This is a genomic window from Streptomyces sp. S063 (assembly GCF_002832675.1).
In the GTDB taxonomy this organism is placed as follows: Bacteria; Actinomycetota; Actinomycetes; order Streptomycetales; family Streptomycetaceae; genus Streptomyces; species Streptomyces sindenensis.
Genome location: NZ_CP021707.1, coordinates 2,269,456 through 2,293,848 on the forward strand (window position 1 = coordinate 2,269,456; position 24,393 = coordinate 2,293,848).

Sequence of the window (24,393 nt, forward strand, 5' to 3'; positions counted from 1 at the left end):
CCCCGGACGCCCCGGACGCCCCGGACGAGCGTGCGCCGGGCAGCCGTACGGGGTCAGCGGCTGAAGCTGCTGCCCAGGCCCGCCTTCGTGGCGACCGTGCCGAGCGCCCCGTGCCCGAAGCCGAACGAGCCCTTGGCCGCCAGGCCGGAGGCGGTGGCCGGGAACACCCACAGGGAGCCCTCGCCCGCATTCTCGCCCGGCGCGCCCACGGCGAGCTCGGTGCGGCCGTCGCCGTTCAGGTCGCGCAGGGAGACCGCCCCGCCGAACCGGTCGTCCTTCTCCACGGCCCCCACGACATCCGGGGTGCCCTGGTTGAATCCGTAACTGCCCCGGCCCGTGGGGCCGGTGGCGGTGCCGGGGAGGACGACCATGCCGCCCGCGTTCGCGACGGTGCCCTGGTCCTCGCCGGGGACGCCCACCGCGATCTCGCCGTAGCCGTCGCCGTTCGTGTCCCCGATGGCCACGGACGCGCCGAAGCCGTCGCTGTGCTCGGCGGCTCCGGGGACGCCGGGCGAGTCCTGGTTGAGGACGACGGCCTTGGTGCCCTGCGGTCCGGTCGCGCCGCCCGGTACGTACGTGAGCATCCCGCCCTTGGCGAGCGGCAGGTCCAGATCGCTGTCGTATCCGTCGATGGCGCGCCCGACGGCGAGGTCGGCGTACTTGTCGTTGTTCACGTCGCCGACGGCGAGGTGTTCGCCGCCCTCCAGGGAGTAGCCGTCCTTGCCCTTGACGGAGGTGAGCTCCGGGCCGAGCCCGACCGGGGTGCCGAGGCCGATGTGGATGCGCCGGGCGTCGAACTCGTCGCCGTCGTTGACGAGGACGGCGAGGTCGTCGCGCCCGTCACCGTTGACGTCGCCCGCCGCCACATCGAGGTAGCGCTCGTCGTCGAGGTTCGGGATCTCGCCCGTCGCGGCCGCCGCGCCGTCCCGGGTGAAGGGCCCGGTGAGCGTGCGGAGGGTGTCGCCGCCCCGGATCACGACGTCGGGTGCGCCGTCGCCGTTGAAGTCGCCGACGGCCAGCCCGCGCCCGAGGTCGTCGTACTCCTCGCCGGACAGCAGGGTCGACCCGCCGGCCAGACCGGACGGGCCGCCCCACAGGACGGTGGCGCCGCCGCCCGCGACCTCGGCCGATCCGATCTTCTCGCCGGGCGATCCGACGATCAGGTCCGCGTGGCCGTCCCGGTCGAGGTCGGCGGAGGCGACGGAGGCGCCGAAGGCGTCACCGGCCTCCGGAGTGCCCGGGACGCCCGCCGAGGCCTGGGTGAACACCCTCTTCGCGGAGTCCTTGACCCCGTTGCGGGAGCCGTAGGCCACACCGACGTATCCGGCGCCCTTGAACCCCTTGACGGTCGCCCCGGGCGCGGCGAACGCCAGGTCCGGAAAGCCGTCGCCGTTGAAGTCGGCACGGAGGCCGTGGGGGTCGGGGGCGGGGGCCGGGGAGGCGTGGGCGGCCGCGGGCAGGGCGACGACCGCGGTGGCGAGGGTGAGGGCCAGGACCACACCGGTGCCGAGTGCTCGGGATGTCACGGGAACTCCTTCTGCTGGAACGTTCGCCGCGACGGTGGGGGGCGGACAGCGGGAAAGCGCTGTCCGCCCCCCACCGTGGCGTACGTGGCTGACACGGAATCGGGGGGGATCGAGTGGCCGCTCGTACCCCTTCAGACGGGCTCACCCGGCGAAGGGTTGTGCTGCGTAGGGCAGTTCGCGCCTGCGCCGCGCCCTAGGGTTTCCCCGCGGCACCGGCGACCTGCCGGTGATCCACCGCTGAAATCCGAGGGACGGTGCGATGACGAGCGAGGTACGAACGGTGCAGGCCGGCGAGGTGATCCGGTACGCCGATGGCATCCGCGACGTGTACGCGAGCGCCTTCGCGGCTCCGCTTTGGAACGAGGGTCCGGCGGAGGCCGGCGCTTATGCGGAACGGCTCGCCCGGGACGCGCTCCGGCCCGGGTTCACGGCGGCGGTGGCGACGACCGGAGGGACGGTAACCGGTTTCGCCACGGCCTGGACCACCCCGGAGGTCTTTCCGGTCGACCGCAGCTACGGGCAGGTCGCCGAAGCCCTCGGGCCGGGGCGTACGCGGGCGTGGCTCTGCGGGGCGCTGGAGGTGAACGAGTTGGCGGTCGCGCCCGGGGCACACGGCGGCGGGCTCGGCGCGGCGTTGCTGGACGCGGTGGCGGGGCCCGCCCCGGGCGGCCGTTGCTGGCTGCTGACCTCGGTGCGGGCCCAGGCGGCCCTGCGCCTGTACGAGCGGACCGGGTGGCGGCGGGTCGACGTGCCCGTACCCGGCAAGGCTGCCCTCGTGGTGCTGCTCGGCCCCCGGCATCCGGGGCGGGACGAGGCGGGCGGGTGACTCCTACAGCGCGACGGCCAGCAGCACGAACGCCGCCAGCGAGAGCACCGTGCGCACCCGGTGCAGAGTGTTCCAGCGGGACTCGAAGGCCGCGCGGGCGGCGCTGTCGTCGCCGCCCTCGGAGGCGGCGAGGGCGTTGTTGAGCGGGATGTTCCCGACGACGGTGATCAAGTGACCGGCGACGGAACAGATCAGCGCGGCCAGGATGGCCGGCCCCGCCACCCCGTCGTGCTCGCCGAGGCCCGTGAAGAACGCGGCGGCGGGCAACGCGACGACGCCGAGGAACAGGACCAGGAAGACCGGCCCGGGAACCTTCTCGTTGAAGCGGCGCATCGCCGCGGAGAACTGCTCGTCCGTCAGTTCGGCGAGGCCGGGCATGATCCCGGTCAGGAAGGCCAGCATGAAGCCCGCGTAGAGGCCGGTGACGATCGTGGCGAGCACCAGGAGGAGAGAGGTCATGGCGGACATCATGGCCCGGGAGGACGGTCCGTGGATCACCTTTTCGAGCGACCGTGCGGCCCGGACCGCCCGCACCGGGGGCGGGCCCGGTGCGGGCGGGGCCCCGGATCGCCCCGGCCCGTGGCCCGGGGCGGGCGGGCCGGCCCCCGGTCCGGTGCGTGCGGGCGCTGCGCGTCAGCCGATCTCGCCCTCGCTCGGTTCCGGGTCGTCGTCCGTCCCGGCTCCGCGCTTCAGCCGGTCCGCCTGGCCGATGGCCGTGGCCAGCTTCTCCACCGCGCTGTCCTCGGTCGATTCCGCCAACCCAGATGCCCGCGAGGCGAGTTCGCCGAGGCCGGGCGCGCCCGGCAGGTCGCCTCCGCGCAGGCGGTCGGCGAAGTAGGCGGCCACGGCCGCGACCTGGAGCCGGTCGTTGCCGCCGCCCCAGAGGGTCTTGTCGACCACCCCGGTCGTGACCGTTCCGGTCTCCTCCTGGGCCTTGCGGGTCTTGGGGTCGAGCCAGCGCACCGTCGCCTTGGCCACCGTGCCGGACGCGCCCTCGCGCAGCCGTACGGCGTACAGAGCGGTCACGGTGTGGCCGGGGCCGACCTCGCCGCCGTCGACGCTGTCGTTGCGGAAGTCCTCGTCGGCGACCTTGCGGTTCTCGTAGCCGATCAGCCGGAACTGCTTCACGTTCTTCCGGTCGAACGCCACCTGGGCCTTGGCGTCGCGGGCCCGGATCTCCAGGTGGGCGGGCAGCTGGTCGACGAAGACCTTGCGGGCCTGCGTCTCGTCACCGACGTACGTCGTGTTGCCGTCGCCCTTGTTGGTGAGCTGCTCCATGAACGCGTCGCCGTAGTCGCTGCCGACACCGACGCCGAAGAGCGTGATGCCGTACTCGCGACGAGCCGAGTCGATCTTCTTCAGGATGCCTTCGGCCTCGGTCTCGCCGGTGTTGGCGAGAGCGTCGGAGAGGAGCACCACGCGGTTGGTGGCGCCTTCCCGGTGGCCCTCGACCGACTCCTCGTAGCCGAGCTTGATACCCGCCTCGACGTTGGTGGACTGCGCCGGCTGCATGTCCCCCACCACGTCCTTGATCCGGTTCCGGTTGCCCTTGACGCGGGTCATCGGCAGCCGGGTCTCGGCCTCGTTGCTGAAGGTGACCAGGGAGAGGGAGTCGTCGTCGCGCAGTTCGTCGGCGAGGAGGGTCAGGGACTTGCGGACCAGGTCAAGGCGGCCGGTCTCGGCCATGGACCCCGAGATGTCGACGACGAACGTGAGCGCGGCGGGCGGCCGTTCCGCGGTGGGCGGCGCGGTCTTCGTGGCCAGGCCGATCCGCAGCAACGACCAGTCGGGGGCTCCGGTTCCGCCGCCTCCGCCCTTCGCGGAGCTGATGCGCGCTCCGTCGACGTTGACCGAGAATCCGTTGCCCTCGGGCCGTTCGTACCCCTGGCGGAAGCTGTTGACGAACTCCTCGGGGCGTACGTCCTCGGCCGCGGGCAGCCTGCCGTCGCCGAGGGTCCGGCGTGCGTAGCCGTAGCTGGCGGTGTCCACGTCCAGGGCGAAGGTGGAGAGGTAGTCGGGCGGCGGGACATCCAGCCTGCTCACGTCCCCGGACTCGCCCGCAGGCGCGGCCGACCGGCCCATCTCGGGCGCCACCCCGTCCGGCGCGGGCTGTCCGCCGCCGGTCGATCCCTGACCGTTGCGCTTGCCCGAGCTCAGATCGCGCGTGCTTTCCGAACTGCTGCCGCTGCCACCGCAGGCGGTGAGCGCCATGGCACCCGCGAGGAGGAGCGCCACGGCACCCGCCCGTCCTCCTGACCGGTACCCCGCTCGGTCTCCCGTCCGCTTCTCATGTCGTCGGCTGACCTGGTTCATGCGTAACCCCCACGTCGTCACGGTGTCCTCGACACCTGTGAATGTGACGTACGGGGCCGCCGACCGGAGTCGACGAAAGCGTTGCGGAACCATCTCGATGCGGCAACAGCGGGCGGGAAACCGGCGGAACATCAGGTTCAGGACACGATGTCCTTACGACTGAACCCGCGGAAGGCCAGCGCGAACAGAATCAGGGCATAGGTCACCGATACGGCCGCGCCCTTGATCATGCCGCCCCACTCCAACTGCGGCTGGAGCGCGTCGGCCCAGGCGAACTGCCAGTGCGCGGGCAAGAAGTCGCGCCAGGAGCCGAGCGCGGTCACCGCGTCGAGCACATTGCCGACGATGGTGAGGAAGACCGCTCCGCCGACCGCTCCGAGCGGCGCGTCCGTCTTGGTGGAGAGCCAGAACGCGAGTCCGGCCGTGACCAGTTGGGAGACGAAGATGAAAGCCACGACGATCGCCAGGCGCGGCACGGTGTCCCCCGCGGACAGGGCTCCCCCGGTCGGCAGTTTCAGCGGCCCCCAACCGTAGGCCGCCGTGCCCGCCGCCAGCGCGACGACCGGCAGCAGCACCATCGCGGCAAGGCTGAAGCCGAGCGCGACGACGAGCTTGGACCACAGCAGCCGGACGCGCGGCACCGGCGCGGCGAGCAGGTAGCGCAGGGAGGACCAGCTCGCCTCGGAGGCGACGGTGTCCCCGCAGAACAGGGCCACCGGGATCACCAGCAGGAAACCGGCCGAGACGAACAGTGAGGTGGCGGCGAAGTTCGCGGCGGACTCGGTCGCCACGTCCATCAGGTTGATCCGGTTGCCGCCCCGGCCCCCGCCGCCGTCCTCGCCGTCCGGCGTGCCGCCGATGGCGAAGGCGATGATCAGGATGAACGGGAGGGCGGCGAGCACCCCGCCCATGAGCAGGGTGCGGCGGCGGCGCAACTGCCGCATGGCCTCGACGCGGAGGGGGAGCGTGCGTCCGGCGCGGTAGCCCGCGGCCTCCGGGTGCTCGGTCTCCACCCGGGCCTCGGGCGGCTGGACGGGGGCGCTCATGCTGCTCCTCCGGAGATGAGGGTGAGGAAGGCGTCCTCCAGGCGGCGGTGCGGTCCGACCCCGGTGACCGGGACGTCGAGCCGGACCAGGTCGGCGACGAGCCGCGAGGTGGTGGCCCCGTCCAGGCGGACGAGGAGCCCGCACCCGTCGTCGGTGGGGACGGCGGAGCCGATGCCGGGCAGGGCGGCGACCTTCTCCGCAAGCGGCTCGGACACCTCGTCGGCCGTGGTCACCAGGATCATGTCGCCGGATCCGGTGATCTCGGCGACCGGGCCGGCCTGCACGAGCCGGCCCCGGTCCATGACGACCAGGTGCGTGCAGGACTGCTCGACCTCCGAGAGGAGGTGGCTGGAGACGATGACGGTCCGGCCCCCGGCCGCGTACCGGATCATCACGTCCCGCATCTCGCGGATCTGCGGCGGGTCGAGCCCGTTGGTCGGCTCGTCGAGGATCAGCAGGTCCGGCATGCCGAGCATGGCCTGGGCGATGGCGAGCCGCTGCCGCATGCCCTGGGAGTACGTCCGTACGGCACGGGCCAGCGCATCGCCGAGTCCCGCGATCTCCAGGGCCTCGTCGATGTGGGAGTCCTCGGCGGGGCGGCCGGTGGCCTGCCAGTACAGGTCGAGGTTGGCGCGCCCGGAGAGGTGGGGCAGGAAGCCCGCGCCCTCGACGAACGCCCCGACCCGGGACAGCACGGGGGCGCCGGGCCGGACGGCCTGCCCGAAGACGCGGATCTCGCCCTCGTCGGGGGTGATGAGCCCCATGAGCATGCGCAGCGTGGTCGTCTTGCCCGCGCCGTTGGGGCCGAGGAGCCCGAGCACCTGGCCCTTCTCGACGCGGAAGGACAGCTCGCGCACGGCGTACCGGTCGACGGACTTGGCGTACTTCTTCGAGAGCCCGGTGATCCGGAGCGGTACGTCGGCGAGTCCGGGGTCCGGCGCGGGCGTCGCGGTCCGCCGCCGGGCGGTGATCAGGAGCGCGGCCGCGATGACGAGCGCCGCGGCCGGGAGGCCCCAGGTCCACCAGGGGAGAGCGGCGGCGGCGGTCGTCACGGCGGGTGCGGTGGGGACGGTCAGCGGTCCGTCGAGGGTCACGGCGTACGTGGCGGGCTCGGCCGGGGACGCGTAACCGAGGTCCGTCGCGGAGAACACGAGGCGCATCCGGTGTCCGGCGTCGAACTCGTGGTCCACGGCGGGCAGGGCCAGCTCGATCGGCTTGCCCTGCTGGTCGGGGGTGATCCGGTAGGGGGCGACGAGCTGGTGGGGCAGCACCTGCTGCCTGCCGTCCGGCGACACGTCGTACACCTTGCCGAAGAGCACCGCGTCCCGGTCGCCGTCGGCCTTCACGTTCACCGTGACGGTGGGCGTGCCGGTGACGCGTACGGAGGTGTCCAGCGGGGCGGACTCGAACCGGCCGAACTGTCCGGGGAAGTCGAGCGAGAGCCCGACGCCGAGGGAGGAGAGCTGGGCGAGTGAGCCGCCGACGCCGGGAACGGCGGAGATGGCGGGCGGCACGGATCCGGCCGGGTTGCGGAAGGTCTTCGTCCCGCCGTCGAGCACGATGTCCCGGCCGCCGCTGCGCAGCCCCGGGTAGGTGTCGCTGCTCGCGCCGCGGAGGAGGGCGGCGCCGTCGGTGGAGTCGACGCCTCCGGTGCGGGTGACGCGGAAGGCGGGCCCGGTGCCGGTGCCGGCGTCTTCCTTGAGATACCGGTCGAACCAGTCCCCGACGCGCCCCTCGACCCGGCTCGTCTCGCTGTCGCCGCCGTCGTGGCCGCCGGAGATCCAGTCGACGGAGACGGGGGCGCCGTTGGCGCTGATGGCCTTCTGCATGGCGTCGGCCTGGCCGAGCGGGAAGAGGGAGTCGGACTGTCCCTGGAGGAGGAGCGAGGGGACCTTGATGCGGTCGGCGACGGCCGACGGCGAACGCTCGGCGAGAAGCTTGACCGCCTCCTCGTCGGGCTCGCCGCTGACGGCGACGCGCTCGTACATCTCGCAGAGCCGCTTCTCGAACTTCTCGCAGCCGCCGCCGGTGGTGATGAAGATCCCGGCCCAGAGCTTCTTGAAGACCCCTTCGGGGAAGAGGGCGTCGGCGAGGTTCCAGTAGGTGATGACGGGTGCGATGGCGTCGACCCGCTCGTCGTGCCCGGCGGCCAGCAGGGAGACGGCCCCGCCGTAGGAGGCCCCGGTGAGACCGACGCGGGGGTCGCCCTTGCCGTCCAGCTCCACCTCGTGCCGCTCGGCCAGCCAGTCGATGAGCCGGGAGACGTCCTTGACCTCGTGGTCGGGGTCGTTGAGGGTGATCTCCCCGCCGGACTTCCCGAAGCCGCGCGCCGACCAGGTCAGCACGGCGTATCCGTCGGCGGCCAGCTTCTCGGCCTGGGCCCGGACGTCGTTCTTGCTGCCGCCGAATCCGTGCCCGATGAGCACGGCGGGCCGCTTACCGGAACCCTTGGCATGGAAGTACGAGGTGTCGATCGGCACCCCGTCCATGCGCAGGATCCGGTCCTCGCGCTGCACGGCGGGCGTACCGTCGTCGGCGACGGCGGACCAGGTGCCGCCGCCCACGAGCACGGCGAGCGCGGCACCGACCGCAACCCACCGGCCGGGTGTACGGGGCAGAAGGCGCCGCCATCGAGCAGTAGGGGTCTCCATCCCTCGACCCTAAACGGAGGACGCAAGCCGGTTGAGTGCCGCCAGGGTGAAGTGCGCGGCCTCCCTGAGAGGTACGGTGCGCCTCGCCCGTACTCCGGACGCGGTACGGAACTTCTGCCACCGGGAGGCCCTTGTGGACATTCGCCCCGCTATCCGCCCCGCCACGACCGTCGCGGAGCTCCTGGCCGCCGGCCACCTCTTCGACACCCCGCCCCGCGAGGAGTGGGCGGCCCGCTTCCTCGCGGCGGACGGTCACGTGCTGCTGATCGCGTATGTCGACGGGGTCCCGGCGGGCTTCGTCTCGGGCATCGAGATGCTGCACCCGGACAAGGGCACGGAGATGTGCCTGTACGAACTCGCCGTCGACGATCCGTTCCGCCGGCGGGGCATCGGCGGGGCCCTGACGCGGGCGCTGGTGGACCTCGCCCGGGAGCAGGGGTGCTACGACGTGTGGGTCGGCGTGGAGCCGGACAACGAGGCGGCGCTCGCCACGTACCGGTCGACGGGGGCGAAGGACGAGGGGCGGTTCGCCATGCTGGTGTGGGAGTTCGAGGGCGGGACCGGACCGTAGAAGACACGGCGTCCCGGGAGTCAACCCTGACGTTCGTCGGGGGACGCTCCTGCCGTTCGGCCCCCGCGCCGGGCCGTCGTCCCTCCGTACGTTCGCCGCATGGCACAGCACACACGACAACACCACTGGCCCGCCCGGCTGTTCGCATCGTTCGCCCTGACGGCGACGGCGGCGGCCGTGATCACGGTGCTCTCCCCCGGTGGCCTGGGGCGGCCCGGCCCGACCGAGGTCACGGACGGGGCGTCCGTGTCCGCGTACCGCTCGCTGACGGAGGCGGTCGGTGATGCCCCGGGGTGGGTGGGGCACCTGCTGGAGCTGTCGTCGGAGGCCACGCTGATCGTCCTCGGCCTGCTGCTGCTCGGGGTCTGCTGGGCCGCCCTGCGCCGGAGGGATCCGGACGCGGTGGCGGGGGCCGTGCTCGTCGGCGCCGGGACCGTGGTCGCGTACGCCGTCAGCGAGGCGCTGAAGCTGGTCGTCGACGAGGAACGTCCGTGCCGGGCGCTGGACGGCGCCGAGGCGGTCGCCGCGTGTCCGGAACCGGGCGACTGGTCGTTCCCGAGCAACCACGCCACCCTGGCCGCCGCCCTCGCGGTGGGGTTGGCGCTACGGCGGCCCCGACTGGCCGCGGTGACCCTGCCGGTGGCGGTGGCGGCGGCGCTGCTGCGGGTCCTGGTGGGGGTCCACTATCCGCACGACGTGATCGCCGGCGCGCTGCTCGGCGGTGCGGTGGTCGCCTCGGTGCTCCTGGTGCTGGTGCGCCCCGCCGGTCTGCTCGCCTCAGCGCTGCTCGGGCGGTGGTGGGGGCAGGATTCCGGCCTCGTGGGCGACGACGGCGGCCGCGGCCCGGTTGTCGACGCCGAGGCGGGCCAGGACGGAGCTCACGTACGCCTTGACGGTCCCTTCGACCAGGTGCAGCCGCCGGGCGATCTGCCCGTTGGAGAGTCCGCCGCCGAGGTGGGCCAGCACTTCGCGCTCCCTGGGCGTCAGCCCGGCGACCCGCTCCCGGGCGGCGTCCCGCCGTTCGGCCAGGGCCCCGGCCCCGGTGGACGCGAGGTGCGCGACCACCCGGGCGGCGACCTTCGGTGACAGGTAGGCGGCGCCGTCGGCGACGGCCCGCACCCCGGCGACGAGTTCCTCGGGCTCGCCGGACTTGATCAGGAATCCGGCGGCACCGGCCCCCAGCGCCCGCAGGATGAAGTCGTCCTCGCCGAAGGTGGTCAGCATGACGACGCCGGTGCCGGGCAGGGTGCGCCGGATCTCGGCGGCGGCGTCGATGCCGTCGGTGCGCGGCATGCGTACGTCGAGGACGGCCACGTGCGGGCGGTGCGCCCGGACCAGCTCCACGGCCTCGTGTCCGTCGGCCGCCTCGGCGACGACCTCGATCCCCGGGTCGGTGGCGAGGACGGCGCGCACACCGGCCCGGATCATGGGCTCGTCGTCGGCGACGAGGACCCGGACCGGTCCGTCCACCGGGGTCGTATCGCCCCGGTTCATCGGGCGCTCACGGTGTCAGTGCGTCGCGGGAGACCAGTCTGCCGTCCCGGAAGCAGAGCCGGTACGCGTCTCCGGACCGGTCGTCGAAGCGGTCGGCCGTCATCGCGTAGAACTCGCACGTCACTCCCTGTTCCCGCCGTTCGTCTTCTTCCTCCGGCCCGGCGGGCGTCGGCCGCGCCGCCGTCTGCCGGGCCGGCAGCACCTTCCGGATCTCCGACCGATCCTGCCCCACCCGCAGCCGGGCGTAGTCGCCCGGGTCGAGAACGGACCGGGAGGCGGCCACGGTCTCCCACGTCCCGACGACGGCGAGCAGCACCGCGCCCGCCGCCAGCGGCACGGTCAGCGCGGTCAGCAGGGTGCGGCGGACGCGCCGCCGGGCCCGCCGGTAGCCCGGGGGCGCGGGGCTCTCCCGATGGCCGACGGGCCTCGGCGGGGTCTGCGCGGGGGCGCGGTGCGGCAGCCGGGCGGTGACGGTGAAGCCGCCGTCCCGAGGCCCGTGGTCGAGGGATCCGCCGACGTGGCGAACGCGTTCGTCCAGCCCGATGAGCCCGCGGCCGCCGTGCGGGGGAGGCGCGGCGGAGGGGTGCCGGGGAGCTCCGTTGCGGACCGCCACCCGGGTCTCCGTCGCCGTGTGCGAAAGCTCGACGCTGACGGACGCGCCGGGCGCGTGCTTGGCCGCGTTCGTCAGGGCCTCCTGCACGACCCGGTGCGCGGCGCGCCCGACGGTGGGCGGCAGCCCCGACGCGTCGCCGTCCACGGAGAGTTCGACCGGGAGACCGGAGGCGGCCGCGTCCCCGACGAGCCGGGCGATGTCGGAGTCCCCCGGCCCCTGGGACGGGCTCTCGCTCTCCTCGCGAAGGACGCCGATGACCTCGCCGAGCCGTTCCACCGCTGCCGCCGCCCTGCCCCGGATGTCCTGGGCGGCCCGCCGGTGCCGCTCGTCCAGGCCGGGCGCCAGTTTCAGGGCGCCGGCCGACAGGGCGATCAGACTCAGATCGTGGCCCAGCACGTCGTGCATGTCCTGGGCGATCCGGGCCCGCTCCAGCAGTCTCGCCTGCTGGGCGATCAACTGCCGCTCCCGTTCCATCTGTTCGGCCCGCTCCCAGCCGGCCCGGACCAGCTCCCGGTACTGGCGGGAGAACCGCCCCGCGAACCAGGGCACCAGCACGGCGAGGACGACGACCGCGACGAACTGCGTGGCGAGCACGAGAAGGGACGGCACGAAGGCCATCGCCACCGCTCCGGCCGCCAGCGCCCCGGCCAGGAACAGGACGAGGGTCCTGGCGCGCCCGGGCCCCCGCCCGGCGGCGAACGCGGCGATCGCGGTCGGCAGGCCCCACCACCACCCCACGAGGCTCAGCGCGCCGAACGCCGCCGTGGCGGGCACCAGCAGACCTCCGGGGTCCGCCCACCGGAGGCCGGGCCGCCCACCGGCCGTCCTTTTCACGAGGGAGAAGCTGTTCACGAGGGAGAGGTTACGGAGACCGGGAAGCCGTCCGGCACTGCCGAAAGTCAGATACGGGGCGCCTTCGAGGCGTCAGGCACCGGCCGGGGCGCCGCCAGGTCGAGCGGCGTCTCCACCGGCAACAGGGCGGCGGCCCGGTCCCGCTCCCCCGACCGGACCGCCGCGTGCACCTCGCGGGCGAGCGGGGTGACATCGCGTACGGAGACGGTCCACTCGTCCGCGTACCGGCGGGATGCCTCGCCGCTCAGCCCGAGCTGGAGGGAGCGGTACGGGAGCGGGTTCAGGTCGAGGTCGCGTTCGGGGTCCCACTGCACCCGGGTGGGTGCGGCACGGAGGGCGCGCTGCCAGGAGGCCCGGTCCGGGTGCACACCGCGTACGTAATGGGAGAGTTCGGCGTTCGCGAGCGCCCATTCCAGGCCTGCCCGCTCGATCTCGACGGCGAGGACGACCTCCTGCCCCTCCTTGGTGCCCCAGCCGCAGCGGTACATCATCCACAGGAAGCTGGGCTTGATCCAGGTCATCCGGTCCCGCTTCCACGCGGCGGGGAACCGTCCGTCGCGTGCGGCCGGGAGGCCGATGTCCGGCCGGTACGCCTGGTAGACGGTGACCGTCGTGGCGGTGTGGAGCGCGCGGATCTGGTGGCGGGGCGGGACGGCCGGGGTGTTCATGGGCCCCAGGATGCGGGACACGGGCGCGCCCGGGCATCCGGATTTCGCCGGAGGCCCGGGCGCGGCCGGGGGAACGTCGGTGTCAGTGGTTGCGCGGGAATCCGAGGTCGACGCCGGCCGGGGCGTCGGCCGGGTCGGGCCAGCGGGTGGTGACGACCTTGCCGCGGGTGTAGAAGTGCACGCCGTCGTTGCCGTAGATGTGGTGGTCGCCGAAGAGCGAGTCCTTCCAGCCGCCGAAGGAGTGGTAGCCCACCGGGACCGGGATCGGCACGTTGACGCCGACCATGCCGGCCTCGACCTCCAGCTGGAAGCGGCGGGCCGCGCCGCCGTCGCGGGTGAAGATCGCGGTGCCGTTGCCGAACGGCGAGGCGTTCATGAGGGCGACGCCGTCCTCGTACGTGTCCACGCGGAGCACGCACAGCACCGGGCCGAAGATCTCGTCCTTGTAGGCGTCGGAGTCGGTGGAGACCTTGTCCAGGAGGGACAGGCCGATCCAGTGGCCGTCCTCGAAGCCCTCGACCGTGTGGCCCGTGCCGTCGAGGACGACCTCCGCGCCCTGGGCGGCGGCACCCGTGACGTACGAGGCGACCTTGTCGCGGTGGGCCGCGGTGATCAGGGGGCCCATCTCGGAGGTGGGGTCGTTGCCGGGGCCGATCTTGATCTTCTCGGCGCGCTCGCGGATCTTGGCGACCAGCTCGTCGCCGATCGCGCCGACCGCGACGACCGCGGAGATCGCCATGCAGCGCTCACCGGCGGAGCCGTACGCCGCCGAGACCGCCGCGTCGGCTGCCGCGTCCAGGTCGGCGTCCGGGAGGACCAGCATGTGGTTCTTGGCGCCGCCGAGCGCCTGGACCCGCTTGCCGTTGGCGGAGGCGGTGGCGTGGATGTAGCGGGCGATGGGGGTGGAGCCGACGAAGGAGACGGCGGCCACGTCGGGGTGGGCCAGGAGGGCGTCCACCGCGACCTTGTCCCCGTGGACGACGTTGAGCACGCCGTCCGGAAGGCCCGCCTCCGCGGCCAGCTCGGCCAGCAGGTTGGCCGCCGACGGGTCCTTCTCGCTCGGCTTCAGCACGAACGTGTTGCCGCAGGCGACGGCCAGCGGGAACATCCACATCGGCACCATGGCCGGGAAGTTGAACGGGGTGATGCCCGCGACCACGCCCAGCGACTGGCGGATGGACGATACGTCGACCCGGTTGGAGACCTGGGTGGACAGCTCGCCCTTGAGCTGGGTGGTGATCCCGCACGCCAGCTCGACGATCTCCAGACCACGGGCGACCTCGCCCAGCGCGTCCGAGTGCACCTTGCCGTGCTCGGCGGTGATCAGCGCGGCGATCTCGTCGCGGTGGGCGTCGAGCAGCGCGCGGTAGCGGAAGAGGACGGTGGTGCGCTGGGCGAGCGAGGAGGTGCCCCAGGTCGCGTACGCGGCCTTCGCCGCCGCCACGGCCGCGTCGACCTCCTCCGCGGAGGCCAGCGCCACCTGCGTGGTGACCGCCCCGGTGGCCGGGTCGGTGACGGGACCGTACTGGCCCGACGTGCCCTCCACTGTCTTGCCGCCGATCCAGTGGTTGACGGTCTTCGTCATGACGTACTCCTTCAGGCTTCGGACAGGCGCGGGGGCTGGTCTCACAGATGGCGGCGTCGGGCGGCGACCTGGCGGTCGTACTCCTCCCGGGCCTTCACCGCCGCCGGTCGGCTCGCGGTTTCGGCTACCGGAACATCCCACCACGCCTGCGCCGGAGGGGGGCCCGACACTGTGTCGGGCGTTTCGGTCTCGACGTAGACACAAGTGGGGCCCTCCGCGTCGCGGGCCTCGGAGAGTGCTTTGCGCAGGTCGTCGACGGTGGTGGCGCGCAGGACCCGCAGGCCGAGGGAGGCCGCGTTGGCGGCCAGGTCGACGGGGAGCGGCGGGCCGGTGAACCCGCCGTCGGCGTCGCGGTGGCGGTAGGCGGTACCGAAGCCTTCGGCGCCGACCGACTCGGAGAGGCCGCCGATGGAGGCGTACCCGTGGTTCTGAAGGATCAGCAGCTTCAGCGGCAGGTTCTCCTGGACGGCGGTGACGATCTCGGTGGGGTTCATCAGATACGTGCCGTCGCCGACCAGGGCCCAGACGGGGCGGGTCCGCTGCCTGGTTCCGGCGGCGAGCAGGACGCCGATCGCCGCCGGGATCTCGTAGCCCATGCAGGAGTAGCCGTACTCCACGTGGTACTGGTCGCGGGAACGGGGCCGCCAGAGTTTGTGCAGGTCACCGGGGAGGGAGCCGGCCGCGTTGATGAGGATGTCCTCCTCGGTGACCAGGTCGTCCAGGAGGCCGAGGACCTGGGTCTGAGTAGGGCGCGCGGTGGGGTCGGGGGTGGCGAAGGACGCCTCGACCCGCTCCTCCCACACTTCCTTCGCGCCGGTGTACTCCGTCTCGTACGCCGGGTCGACCCGGTATCCGCGTCCGGCGAGGGCTGCCGTGAGCGCCTCGAGGCCCGCCCGGGCGTCGGCGACCAGGGGCAGGGCGGCCAGCTTGTGGGCGTCGAAGGCGGTGATGTTGAGGTGGAGGAAGCGGACGGCCGGGTTCGAGAAGAGGGTGCCGGAGGCGGTGGTGAAGTCGGAGAAGCGGGTGCCGACGCCGATCACCAGGTCGGCGGTACGAGCCAGGTCGTCGGCGGTGGCGGTGCCGGTGTGGCCGATGCCGCCGACGTCGGCCGGATGGTCGTGGCGGAGCGCGCCCTTGCCCGCCTGGGTGGAGGCGACCGGGATGCGGGTCGCGGCGGTGAACGCGGCGAGCGTCTCCTCGGCGGCGCTGTGCCGGACCCCGCCGCCCGCGACGATCAGGGGGCGGCGGGCGGAGCGGATCGCCCGTACCGCCGCGTCCAGTTCGTGGGGGTCGGGCGCGGGCCTGCGGATGTGCCAGTCGCGCTCGGCGAAGAACTCCTCCGGCCAGTCGTACGCCTCCGTCTGCACGTCCTGCGGCAGCGCGAGCGTGACGGCCCCGGTCTCGGCCGGGTCGGCGAGGACCCGCATCGCCTGGAGGGCGGCCGGAATCAGCGCCTCCGGCCGGGTGATCCGGTCGAAGTAGCGTGAGACCGGCCGTAGACAGTCGTTGACCGACACATCACCGGCGTACGGCACTTCGAGCTGTTGCAGTACGGGGTCGGCGGGCCGGGTCGCGAAGGTGTCGCCGGGCAGGAGCAGGACGGGGAGCCGGTTGATCGTGGCGAGGGCGGCCCCGGTGACGAGGTTGGTGGCCCCCGGCCCGATGGACGTGGTCACCGCCTGCGCGGAGAGCCGCCCCGACTGGCGGGCGTACCCGACGGCCGCATGAACCATGGCCTGTTCGTTACGTCCCTGGAGATACGGCATGCGGTGCGCGGCGCCGTTCCCTCCGTGGCCCGCCTCCACGAGTGCCTGGCCGATGCCCGCGACGTTGCCGTGGCCGAAGATGCCCCAGGTGGCGCTGATCAGCCGCTGCCGACGGCCGTCGCGCTCGGTGTACTGCCGGGCCAGGAAGGCGACCAGGGCCTGAGCGGTGGTCAGACGGCGGGTGCGGGCGGGGTCCTTGGGGCTCTTCGGGCTCAAGGCGTTACCTCCGGGCCGGGCGACGGATGCGCCGTGTAGAGCGGAAGTCTGGCGTCGATCGGCTCGTCCGGCCAGGTGTCGCGGATCCACCGGTGGTCGGGGTGGTCGCGGATCAGCCAGGCGCGCTCCTCCCCCGGTCCGGCCATCACGTTCAGGTAGTACAGCGTCCGGCCGGGCGGGGCGATGGACGGGCCGTGCCAGCCGTCGGGGATGAGGACCACGTCGCCGCTGCGGACTTCGGCGAGGACGTCCGTACCGCCGTCGCGCGACGGGGAGACCCGGTGGTAGCCGAGCCCGCCGTCCTGGACCTCGAAGTAGTAGATCTCCTCCAGTTCGCACTCCTCGCCCGGCACGTGCTCGTCGTGTTTGTGGGGCGGGTAGGAGGACCAGTTGCCGCCGGGGTGAGGACCTCGACGGCGATCAGCCGGTCGCAGTCGAAGGTGTCGGCGGCGGCGAAGTTGTTCACCTGCCGCGAGCAGGTCCCGGAGCCGCGCAGCTCGACGGGTACCTCCGGCGCGGGGCCGTAGCGAGCGGGGAGTCGTCGCTCGCACTTCGCTCCTGCCAGGGCGAAGCGGCCTCCTGCGCCGGAGGAGATCTCTGCGTGGGCGTCGCGCGGCACGTAGGCGAAGTCGGAGACCCCGCTGAACACGCTTTCCCGGCCCCGCAGTTCAAAGGCCCCACCTGCTGTACGCACCGTACAGCCACCGGCCAACGGCAGGACGATCCATTCGCTGTCTCCGGTGACGAGCGTGTGAACACCGCCCGCTTCCAGCTCCAGCACCCGCAGGCACGAACGGTCCCAGCCGGCCCGCCCGGGATCGATGTCGACGGCGTACGCCCCGCGCGCGGCGCTGCCGGAAGGGAGGTGGAACCGGTTCTGGTCCTGGTCCTGACTCTGGCCGTAGGCCTGCTCCTGGCCGGGGGCTCGGTCCGGGCCGTGGGCCAGGTCCTGGCCGTGGGCCCGGTCCTGGTCGGGGTGATCCGTCGTCATGGCCCTTCCCTACCCGGCTGGAGCAGCGATACGGCGGTGTCGACGGCGCGCGCCACGTCCCCGTCGACCGGGTAGAGCAGCGACCGTCCCACGACCAGCCCCCGCACCGTGGGCAGCCGCAGCGCGTCGCGCCACTTCCCGTACGCGGCGTCCTGGTCGTCGCCGACTTCGCCGCCGAGCAGGACGGCGGGCAGCGTGGAGGCTTCCATCGTCCGGCCCATGGCGTCCGGGTCGTCGGTGACGGGCACTTTCAGCCACGTGTACGCGGACGTGCCGGCGAGGCCCGACGCGATGGCGATGGAGGTCGCCACGGCGGCTGCGCCCAGGTCGTTGCGGAGGCGGCCGTCGACCCGGCGGCAGAGGAACGGCTCGACGAACACGGGCAGCCGGTGCGCGGCCATCGCGTCGATGGTCCGGGCGGCGGTGTGCAGGGTGTCCAGCGAACCGGGGTCGTCGTGGTCGATGCGCAGCAGCAGCTTCCCGGCGTCGAACCCCTGCCGGACCAGGTCGTCGGGGCGGTAGCCGGTGAACCGGTCGTCGAGCTCGAAGGACGCGCCCGCGAGCCCGCCGCGGTTCATCGAGCCCATGACGACCTTGTCCTCCAGGGCTCCCAGCAGGAGGAGGTCGTCCAGGACGTCGGCCGATGCGAGCACCCCGTCGACCCCGGGGCGGGAGAGGGCGAGGCAGAGCCGCTCCAGCAGCTCGAAGCGGTTGGCCATGGCGAGGGACCGGTCCCCCACGGCGAGCGCGCCGCGCGCGGGGTGGTCGGCCGCGATGATCATCAGCCGGTCGCCGGGGTGCCGGATCAGCCGCCGCCTCTTCCGCCGGGCGGCGGCCTCGGCAACGGCTTCGGGACGCTCGGCGCGCAGCCGGACGAGCGCGGAGAGGGAGGGCGCGAGCGGCGTCATGAGCCCCCTCCGGCCCGGGCGTCCGTGGGGGCGTCAGGGTCGGCACCCGCCGCGGACCGCGTCTCCGAGTCGGCCAGGCCGCCCGGATGCGTCGGGCCGCCCGGACGGGCCGCGCCGCCCGGACGGGCCGGGCCGCCGGTCCGGTCCTCTATGCCGCGAACGGCCCGCGTGGCGAGGTCCGCCGTCACCGCACCCGCCGCGAGGGCCTCCTCGACCTCCTCCGGGAACGGCATCGCGGACGAGCAGGCGAGCCGGGAGGCGACGATGGCGCCGGCCGCGTTCGCGTACCGCACGATGCGTTCGAGGGGCCACCCGGCGAGCAGCCCGTGGCAGAGCGCACCCCCGAACGCGTCCCCGGCGCCGAGGCCGTTGACCACCTCGACCGGCAGCGGCGGGCAGTCGGCGGTGGTGCCGTCACGGTGCACGGCGAGGACCCCCTTCGGCCCCTGTTTGACGACGGCGAGCTCCACTCCGGCCGCGAGCAGGGCCCGGGCCGCGGCGTACGGTTCGCGTTCGCCGGTCGCGATGGCGCACTCGTCGACGTTGCCGACGGCGACCGTGGCATGGGCCAGCGCTTCGCGGTACCGCGCGGGTGCCTCGGCGCTGTCGTCGCCCCCGTCCCAGAACATGGGCCGCCAGTCGAGGTCGAAGACGGTCGCCGTAGGCCGCGGGTCGCCCGCCGGGCGGCCGGCCCGCGCCGCGCTCCCGGTGCGGGCGCGGAGGGCGGCCAGCGTGGCCGAGCGGCTCGGCTCGGCGCTGAGTCCGGTGCCCGTCATCCAGAAGATCCTGGCGTCGCGCACGGCGTCCAGGTCGAGGTCCGGTGCGTGGATCTCCAGATCGGGTGCCTTGGGCCGCCGGTAGAAGTAGAGCGGGAAGTCGTCCGGCGGGAAGATCTCGCAGAAGGTGACGGGGGTCGGATACTCCGCGACGGCCGTGGCCCAGCGGGGGTCGACGCCGAACCGTTCCAGTTCCTGGTGGAGGTAGGCGCCGAAGGGGTCCTGCCCGGTCCGGGTGATGACGGCCGTGCGCCGACCCTGCCGGGCCGCCGCCACCGCGACGTTCGCCGGGGAGCCACCGAGGAACTTGCCGAACGTCTCGACCCGGGCGAGCGGCACGCCGACCTCCAACGGGTAGAGGTCCACCCCGATCCGCCCCATGGTGATCACGTCGTACGGCTCAGGCATGCCCATCCCTTCGCACCACCGGCTCGCCCCGCCGGTTCGCCCCGCCGGTGGCCGGCTGGTCCCAGGTCTAGCCCTCCGCCCGGAACCCTGTCAACATTTTGTCCGGACATTCGGACGAACCCTTGACACTCTTCCGCGCGGGCCACGAGGCTGGCCGTTATGACCCACTCCGTCCCCTCCTCGGCCCGCATCCGTATCGGCTCGGCCCCCGACTCCTGGGGCGTGTGGTTCCCCGACGATCCGCAGCAGGTGCCCTGGCAGCGCTTCCTCGACGAGGTGGCCGAGGCCGGCTACGCGTGGATCGAGCTCGGCCCGTACGGCTATCTGCCCACCGATCCGGCCCGGTTGGCCGACGAGACGCGCCGCCGGGGGCTCACGGTCTCCGCCGGAACCGTCTTCACCGGATTGCACCACGGCCCGGAGGTCTGGGACCGGACCTGGGCGCATGTCGCGGACATCGCCGCGCTGACCCGGGCCATGGGCGCCGAACACCTGGTCGTCATCCCCTCCTTCTGGCGTGACGACAAGACGGGCGAGGTGCTGGAGGACCGTACGCTCACCCCCGCGCAGTGGCGCGATCTGACCGCGCAGACGGAGCGGCTGGCCCGGGAGGTGCGGGAGCGGTTCGGGCTGCGGATCGTCGTCCACCCGCACGCCGACACCCACATCGACACCGAGGAGAACGTCAACCGCTTCCTCGACGCCACCGATCCGGACCTGGTCTCGCTCTGCCTGGACACCGGGCACTACGCCTACTGCGGTGGCGACAGCGTGAAGCTCATCGAGACGTACGGGGAACGCATCGGCTACCTCCACCTCAAGCAGGTCGACCCGGAGATCCTGGCGGCGGTGGTGGCGGACGAGGTCCCGTTCGGCCCGGCGGTGGCCCGGGGTGTGATGTGCGAGCCGCCCGCCGGGGTCCCCGCCCTGGAACCGGTCCTGGACGCGGCACGCGCTCTGAACGTCGACCTGTTCGCGATCGTGGAGCAGGACATGTACCCCTGCCCGCCGGACAAGCCGTTCCCCATCGCGCGCCGCACCCGGGAGTTCCTCCGCTCCTGCGGACGCCCCGGCTCATCCCTCTGAGCCCCGGGGCCCTGGGCGACGGGTCAGCGGGTCAGCGGGTCAGCGGGTCAGCGGGTCAGACCCCCGTACGCCCGTCCACGCGTTCGCGGATCAGGTCGGCGTGGCCGCAGAACGCGAGCACCCGGCGGAACCAGTTCCGTTCGCCCTCGGCCAGATGCCGGAGCAGTCCGATCCAGCGGGGGCATGGGGTGTTCGGCAGTGCTCATGTCTTTCATCGTGGCGCCCGGGTCCGGCAGCAACCGCGCCGTTCGCTGCCGATCCGCCACCATCAGCCACGCTTCATCCTTTCTGTCACAGCAGTAACCGTTTCGGCACACATATCTCCGTTACGCGGGTTTTCTGTCACAGCCGGTCGACAGCCCCGCCCCGCCTGCCGCCCGGAGTCGTTCATCCGAGCACAGGCTGAGTGATCGTCGGCTCGGGAAGTGCAGAGAGGTGTCACCGATGACGGACAGAACACTCTGGTCCTACAAGGACATTGCCGCGCACATCCAGGTCCAGCCGGACACCGTCCGCTCCTATCGCAAGCACGGCCTCCTGCCCCCGCCCGACCAGGTGAAGAACGGGAAGCCGTACTGGTACGGAGACACCGTCCGCGCCTGGGTCGCCTCGCGCCCCCGCAACCGGGGTCGCTGACGCCCGGCTACCCCTGGCGGGTCGCTCTGTCGGCGGCCCTGCGGAAGAGGGCTGTCCAGAGGAAGGACTCCCCGAAGAGCGGGGATTCGGGTGACTCGTCGTTCATTCGGCGCAGCTCGATCTCCGTCAGCCCGGAGAAGACACCGCGCAGGTCGTCGTCCGTGTAGGCAAGGCCGCCGTGCAGACCACCCGCCAGGTAGAGCTCCGCGTCCGGCAGCTCCGAGCCCATCCCGCCCTCCCCGGCGGCGAAGCAGGTGAGTGCGAAGTGGCCGCCGGGCGCGAGGCAGCGTTCCAGGAGGGCGAGGTAGCTGATCCGGCGGTGGGGCGGCAGATGGTGGAAGCAGCCCGAGTCGTAGATCAGGTCGTAGGGGCCGGTCAGGGCGGCCCCCGCGGCCGTCAGGGCGAACGCGTCACCGTGATGGAACCGGATGGAGCCGGCCCCCGCCTCCTCGGCCCGCTCCCGGGCCCAGGCCAGTGCCGCCGGGGAGAGATCGACCGCGTCGACCTCGAAGCCGAACAAGGCCAGGTGGACCGCGTTGCGGCCGGGCCCACAGCCGAGTTCGAGCGCGCGCCCAGGGGCGATCCGCCCTTGGCGGAGGTGGGCGTCGAGATTCTCGTCGGGCTTGTCCGCGAAGAACGGCACCTCCCGTGAACGGTCGGCGTAGAACGCGTCCCACCACGGCGCTCCGCCGGCCGTCCACCGGTCCGCCTCCGGGGCGAACAGCCCGTCCATCAAAGCCAATACGTCATCCGTCGTGCGGACGTTCCGGTCCATCCGGGCCCCCTTTTCCGTTGAGGGAATTTTAGGCCGGATGAGCATGAAAGCCCAGGTCAGCGGTGCTTTGGTGATGCCGTCGACGGGCCTGTGGGGCCTTCCTGGCGGGCCGAGGAGCCGGGCCCCCGCCCGCCACCCGTTCGACGGCGGGCGGGCCCGCCCTGTCGCACCTGGAGGGCATTCCCGGCTTCCCCGAGGACTCTTTCCGGACGGCTTTTCCCGTGGGTCCCTTCGAGGGTCTCAGCGTCGCGCCGGCTCGCCGATATCCCTGCTGACGCCCGATATCTCCCCGGTCTCCGCCGTCGGTTCCGGGCCTCCCGGCCCGCTCCGGTCACCGGGACCGCCCGGGTCCGGCAGAGCGGCGGGAATGGCGGCCGGGGCGGCCTCTCCTTCGCTCAGGCCGAACCTGCGGTGGAAGGCCCGCAGGGGCGCGGGGGCCCACCATGTGGAGCGACCCATCAGCTTCATCACCGCGGGGACCAGCAGACTGCGCACCACCATGGCGTCCATCAGGACCGCGAGGGCGATACCGAGTCCCAGCATCTTGGTGTTGGTGACCCGTGAGGTGCCGATGGCGACCATGACCACCGCGAGGATCACGGCGGCCGCGGTGATCAGCCCGCCGGTGTGCCGGAGCCCGAAGGTGACGGAGTGCTCGTGGTCGCCTGTGCGGTCGTACTCCTCCTTGATCCGGGATATCAGGAAGACCCCGTAGTCCATGGAGAGCCCGAAGGCCACGCAGAACATCAGGACGGGCAGTGTCGTCTCGATGTCACCCGTGCTGGTGAAAGCGAGCAGTCCGGAGAGATTTCCGTCCTGGAAGACCCAGACCACCGCCCCGAACATCGCGGTCAGGCTGAGGGCGTTGAGCACGACCGCCTGGAGCGGAATGAGCACACTGCCGGTGAGCAGGAAGACCAGGAGCAGGGTCACGACGACGATGATCGCCAGGGCCCAGGGCAGCCGGTCGGCTATGGCGTCCTTGGAGTCGACGAGAACCGCCGCCGCGCCCGTGACCGAGGTGTCGAGGGAGGAGGCGGAGGGCAGGGTCCTCAGGTCCCGTACGAGCTGCTGGGCCTGCTCGCCGACGGCCTCGCCCTCGGGCAGCACGCTGTAGTAGGCGACGGTGCCCTCGGCGACCGGGCCGTCGACCCGCAGCACGCCGGGGAGTTGTTCGATCCGGCCCTTCAGGGCCGCGTGGTCGGCGGAGGAACCCTGCCCCTCGGCCAGCACCTCCAAGCCGCCCCCGGGGCTGCCGGGGAACCCGTCGCGGATGTGCTCCTGGACGACCCGGGATTCCGCGGAGACCGGCAGCTGGCGGTCGTCCGCCGTGCCGAACTCGACGCCGAGGAAAGGCAGCCCGAGAAGCAGGAGCCCCACGGTCGTGACGATGGCGAAGACGGGCGCCCGGCGCATCACCAGCGCACCCAGCCACGCCCAGCCCCGCCCGGGCGACGCATCGGCGCCACCCTCGGAACCGGCGGAACCGGCCCGGGGGCCTCCGGCCGCGGCACTCGCGGCACCCGCCGTGCCGGCCCCTGCCGTCGTGGTCTTCTTCCGGCTGCGGAAAGCCTTGCGCAGGTCCAGCGAGTTGATCCGGGTACCGAGCAGCACGAGTGCCGCGGGCAGCAGGATCAGTGCGGCAGCGGCGGCCAGCAGGACCACCGCGATCCCGGCGTAGGCGAAGGACCGCAGGAAGTACTGCGGGAAGACGAGCATGGCCGACAGGGAGACCGCCACGGTCAGCGCGGAGAACAGCACCGTACGCCCGGCGGTCCGCAGCGTCGTGCCCACCGCCGCCCGGGGGTCGGCCCCGCCCGCCAATTCCTCGCGGAAGCGGCGGACGATGAACAGGGCGTAGTCGATGGCGAGTCCGAGGCCGAGGGCCGTGGTGAGGTTCATCGCGAAAACCGAGACGTCGGTGAACTCCGTCAGGCCCCGCAGCACGGCGTTGGTGCCGAGGATGGCGACGATGCCGACGGCGAGCGGCAGCATCGCGGCGACGGCGCTGCCGAAAACCATGACCAGCAGGACGAGCGTCACCGGCAGAGCGATCAGCTCGGCCCGCAGCAGATCCTCCTGGATGATCGTCTGCATCTCGTGCTGCACGGCGACGGGCCCGCCGAGGGAGACCGTCACCGGCCCCCGCTCCCCCGCGAAGGCCGGGGCTATCCGGTCGAGGGTCTCGCCCGCGGTCTTCTCGTCGCCCCCGATCCGGGCGGCGATGATCGCCTCCTGGCCGTCCTCGGAGCGCAGGGCGGGCGACGCGGTCTCCCAGTAGGACCCGACGCCCGATATCCCCGGCTCGGCCTTCAGCCGCTCCGCCAGGCGGGCGGCTTCCGCGCCCACCGCCGGGTCGTCGACGCCCGCGGAGCCGCTGTCCACCAGCAGGAGCAGGTTGGGCTGGGAGGCGGGGAACTCCCGCGCCAGCACCTCCGTCGCGTACGTCGACTCGGCGTCGGGGGCCTGCCACCCTCCGCTGCCCATCCGGTCCGCCACCCCGCTTCCGGCGAACACGGCGAGTGCGGTGATCACCAGCGCGGCCAGCAGGGCGAGCCGTGGCCGGGCGGTGACGAACCGGGTCCAGCCGCCGACCGGGGGCGGCGCGGAACGGTTGACTTCGGGCATGGTGCGGTGTCCCCTTCACCGAGACCCGGGCAGCGCAGGGCAGCATGGGTCGGTCGTT

18 protein-coding genes and 2 pseudogenes are annotated in these 24,393 nt (G+C 72.9%); 5 read left to right on the forward strand and 15 right to left on the reverse strand.

Going from position 1 to position 24,393, the window contains the following annotated elements; genetic code table 11:
* Positions 1 to 53 precede the first annotated feature (53 nt).
* A complete protein-coding gene (locus CCZ36_RS10260) occupies positions 54 to 1,526 on the reverse strand; it encodes an FG-GAP and VCBS repeat-containing protein (RefSeq protein WP_128817506.1) in 1,473 nt (490 codons plus the stop codon).
* A 259-nt stretch (positions 1,527 to 1,785) separates the two neighbouring features.
* On the opposite strand from CCZ36_RS10260, the gene CCZ36_RS10265 reads away from it, so the two are divergent.
* Positions 1,786 to 2,352, forward strand: a complete 567-nt coding sequence (locus CCZ36_RS10265) for a GNAT family N-acetyltransferase (RefSeq protein ID WP_128817507.1) — start codon at positions 1,786 to 1,788, stop codon at positions 2,350 to 2,352.
* A 3-nt stretch (positions 2,353 to 2,355) separates the two neighbouring features.
* Here the strand turns inward: CCZ36_RS10265 and CCZ36_RS10270 are convergent, their stop codons facing one another.
* The 4 genes from CCZ36_RS10270 to CCZ36_RS10285 all read right to left on the reverse strand — a co-directional run bounded on the left by CCZ36_RS10270 (position 2,356) and on the right by CCZ36_RS10285 (position 8,362).
* Positions 2,356 to 2,811, reverse strand: a complete 456-nt coding sequence (locus CCZ36_RS10270) for an anthrone oxygenase family protein (protein WP_370738582.1) — start codon at positions 2,809 to 2,811, stop codon at positions 2,356 to 2,358.
* 174 nt (positions 2,812 to 2,985) lie between these two features.
* Complete coding sequence (locus CCZ36_RS10275; RefSeq protein ID WP_443069799.1) at positions 2,986 to 4,665, reverse strand: YfbK domain-containing protein; 1,680 nt, start codon at positions 4,663 to 4,665, stop codon at positions 2,986 to 2,988.
* 137 nt (positions 4,666 to 4,802) lie between these two features.
* Entirely contained in the window at positions 4,803 to 5,711 is a 909-nt protein-coding gene (locus CCZ36_RS10280) for an ABC transporter permease (protein ID WP_069739712.1), read from the reverse strand.
* The gene (locus tag CCZ36_RS10285) at positions 5,708 to 8,362 is read right to left on the reverse strand and encodes an alpha/beta fold hydrolase (protein WP_206515719.1); all 2,655 of its coding nucleotides are present in this window, start codon (positions 8,360 to 8,362) and stop codon (positions 5,708 to 5,710) included. Before CCZ36_RS10285 ends, CCZ36_RS10280 begins: the two co-directional genes overlap by 4 nt.
* A gap of 133 nt (positions 8,363 to 8,495) precedes the next feature.
* Here CCZ36_RS10285 and CCZ36_RS10290 point away from each other — a divergent pair, with 133 nt between their 5' ends.
* Both CCZ36_RS10290 and CCZ36_RS10295 read left to right on the forward strand, forming a co-directional pair.
* Positions 8,496 to 8,933: a GNAT family N-acetyltransferase gene (locus CCZ36_RS10290; RefSeq protein WP_079149710.1), complete on the forward strand. Its 438-nt coding sequence runs from the start codon at positions 8,496 to 8,498 to the stop codon at positions 8,931 to 8,933.
* A gap of 99 nt (positions 8,934 to 9,032) precedes the next feature.
* Positions 9,033 to 9,719, forward strand: a pseudogene (locus tag CCZ36_RS10295) (phosphatase PAP2 family protein); the annotation flags it as partial.
* Here CCZ36_RS10295 and CCZ36_RS10300 read toward each other — a convergent pair.
* The 8 genes and pseudogenes from CCZ36_RS10300 to iolC all read right to left on the reverse strand — a co-directional run bounded on the left by CCZ36_RS10300 (position 9,711) and on the right by iolC (position 19,210).
* The gene (locus tag CCZ36_RS10300; protein ID WP_069739714.1) at positions 9,711 to 10,427 is read right to left on the reverse strand and encodes a response regulator transcription factor; all 717 of its coding nucleotides are present in this window, start codon (positions 10,425 to 10,427) and stop codon (positions 9,711 to 9,713) included. The pseudogene CCZ36_RS10295 and the gene CCZ36_RS10300 overlap by 9 nt on opposite strands.
* Before the next feature lie 7 nt (positions 10,428 to 10,434).
* Positions 10,435 to 11,814 carry a sensor histidine kinase gene (locus CCZ36_RS10305; protein WP_176735310.1) on the reverse strand — a complete coding sequence of 460 codons (1,380 nt, stop codon included), beginning with the start codon at positions 11,812 to 11,814 and terminating at the stop codon, positions 10,435 to 10,437.
* 125 nt (positions 11,815 to 11,939) lie between these two features.
* Positions 11,940 to 12,560 (reverse strand): DUF4291 domain-containing protein, encoded by a 621-nt coding sequence (locus CCZ36_RS10310; RefSeq protein WP_128817508.1) that lies wholly within the window; start codon positions 12,558 to 12,560, stop codon positions 11,940 to 11,942.
* Positions 12,561 to 12,642: 82 nt separating this feature from the next.
* Positions 12,643 to 14,145, reverse strand: a complete 1,503-nt coding sequence (gene mmsA / locus CCZ36_RS10315) for a CoA-acylating methylmalonate-semialdehyde dehydrogenase (protein ID WP_128817509.1) — start codon at positions 14,143 to 14,145, stop codon at positions 12,643 to 12,645.
* Positions 14,146 to 14,186: 41 nt separating this feature from the next.
* Positions 14,187 to 16,127: a 3D-(3,5/4)-trihydroxycyclohexane-1,2-dione acylhydrolase (decyclizing) gene (iolD, locus tag CCZ36_RS10320; RefSeq protein WP_128817510.1), complete on the reverse strand. Its 1,941-nt coding sequence runs from the start codon at positions 16,125 to 16,127 to the stop codon at positions 14,187 to 14,189.
* Positions 16,124 to 17,118, reverse strand: a pseudogene (gene iolB / locus CCZ36_RS10325) (5-deoxy-glucuronate isomerase). Before iolB ends, iolD begins: the two are co-directional and overlap by 4 nt.
* Positions 17,115 to 18,026 (reverse strand): Cgl0159 family (beta/alpha)8-fold protein, encoded by a 912-nt coding sequence (locus CCZ36_RS10330; protein ID WP_128817511.1) that lies wholly within the window; start codon positions 18,024 to 18,026, stop codon positions 17,115 to 17,117. Before CCZ36_RS10330 ends, iolB begins: the two are co-directional and overlap by 4 nt.
* Positions 18,023 to 19,210 carry a 5-dehydro-2-deoxygluconokinase gene (gene iolC, locus CCZ36_RS10335; protein ID WP_128817512.1) on the reverse strand — a complete coding sequence of 396 codons (1,188 nt, stop codon included), beginning with the start codon at positions 19,208 to 19,210 and terminating at the stop codon, positions 18,023 to 18,025. Before iolC ends, CCZ36_RS10330 begins: the two co-directional genes overlap by 4 nt.
* Before the next feature lie 159 nt (positions 19,211 to 19,369).
* Between iolC and CCZ36_RS10340 the strand changes: the two genes are divergently transcribed.
* Both CCZ36_RS10340 and CCZ36_RS10350 read left to right on the forward strand, forming a co-directional pair.
* Positions 19,370 to 20,296 (forward strand): sugar phosphate isomerase/epimerase family protein, encoded by a 927-nt coding sequence (locus tag CCZ36_RS10340; protein ID WP_069742980.1) that lies wholly within the window; start codon positions 19,370 to 19,372, stop codon positions 20,294 to 20,296.
* Positions 20,297 to 20,740: 444 nt separating this feature from the next.
* Positions 20,741 to 20,932: a helix-turn-helix transcriptional regulator gene (locus CCZ36_RS10350; RefSeq protein ID WP_010064909.1), complete on the forward strand. Its 192-nt coding sequence runs from the start codon at positions 20,741 to 20,743 to the stop codon at positions 20,930 to 20,932.
* 7 nt (positions 20,933 to 20,939) lie between these two features.
* Here the strand turns inward: CCZ36_RS10350 and CCZ36_RS10355 are convergent, their stop codons facing one another.
* Positions 20,940 to 21,707: a class I SAM-dependent methyltransferase gene (locus tag CCZ36_RS10355; RefSeq protein ID WP_128817513.1), complete on the reverse strand. Its 768-nt coding sequence runs from the start codon at positions 21,705 to 21,707 to the stop codon at positions 20,940 to 20,942.
* Between the two features lie 240 nt (positions 21,708 to 21,947).
* Positions 21,948 to 24,335 carry an MMPL family transporter gene (locus tag CCZ36_RS10360; protein WP_128817514.1) on the reverse strand — a complete coding sequence of 796 codons (2,388 nt, stop codon included), beginning with the start codon at positions 24,333 to 24,335 and terminating at the stop codon, positions 21,948 to 21,950.
* Positions 24,336 to 24,393 lie beyond the last annotated feature (58 nt).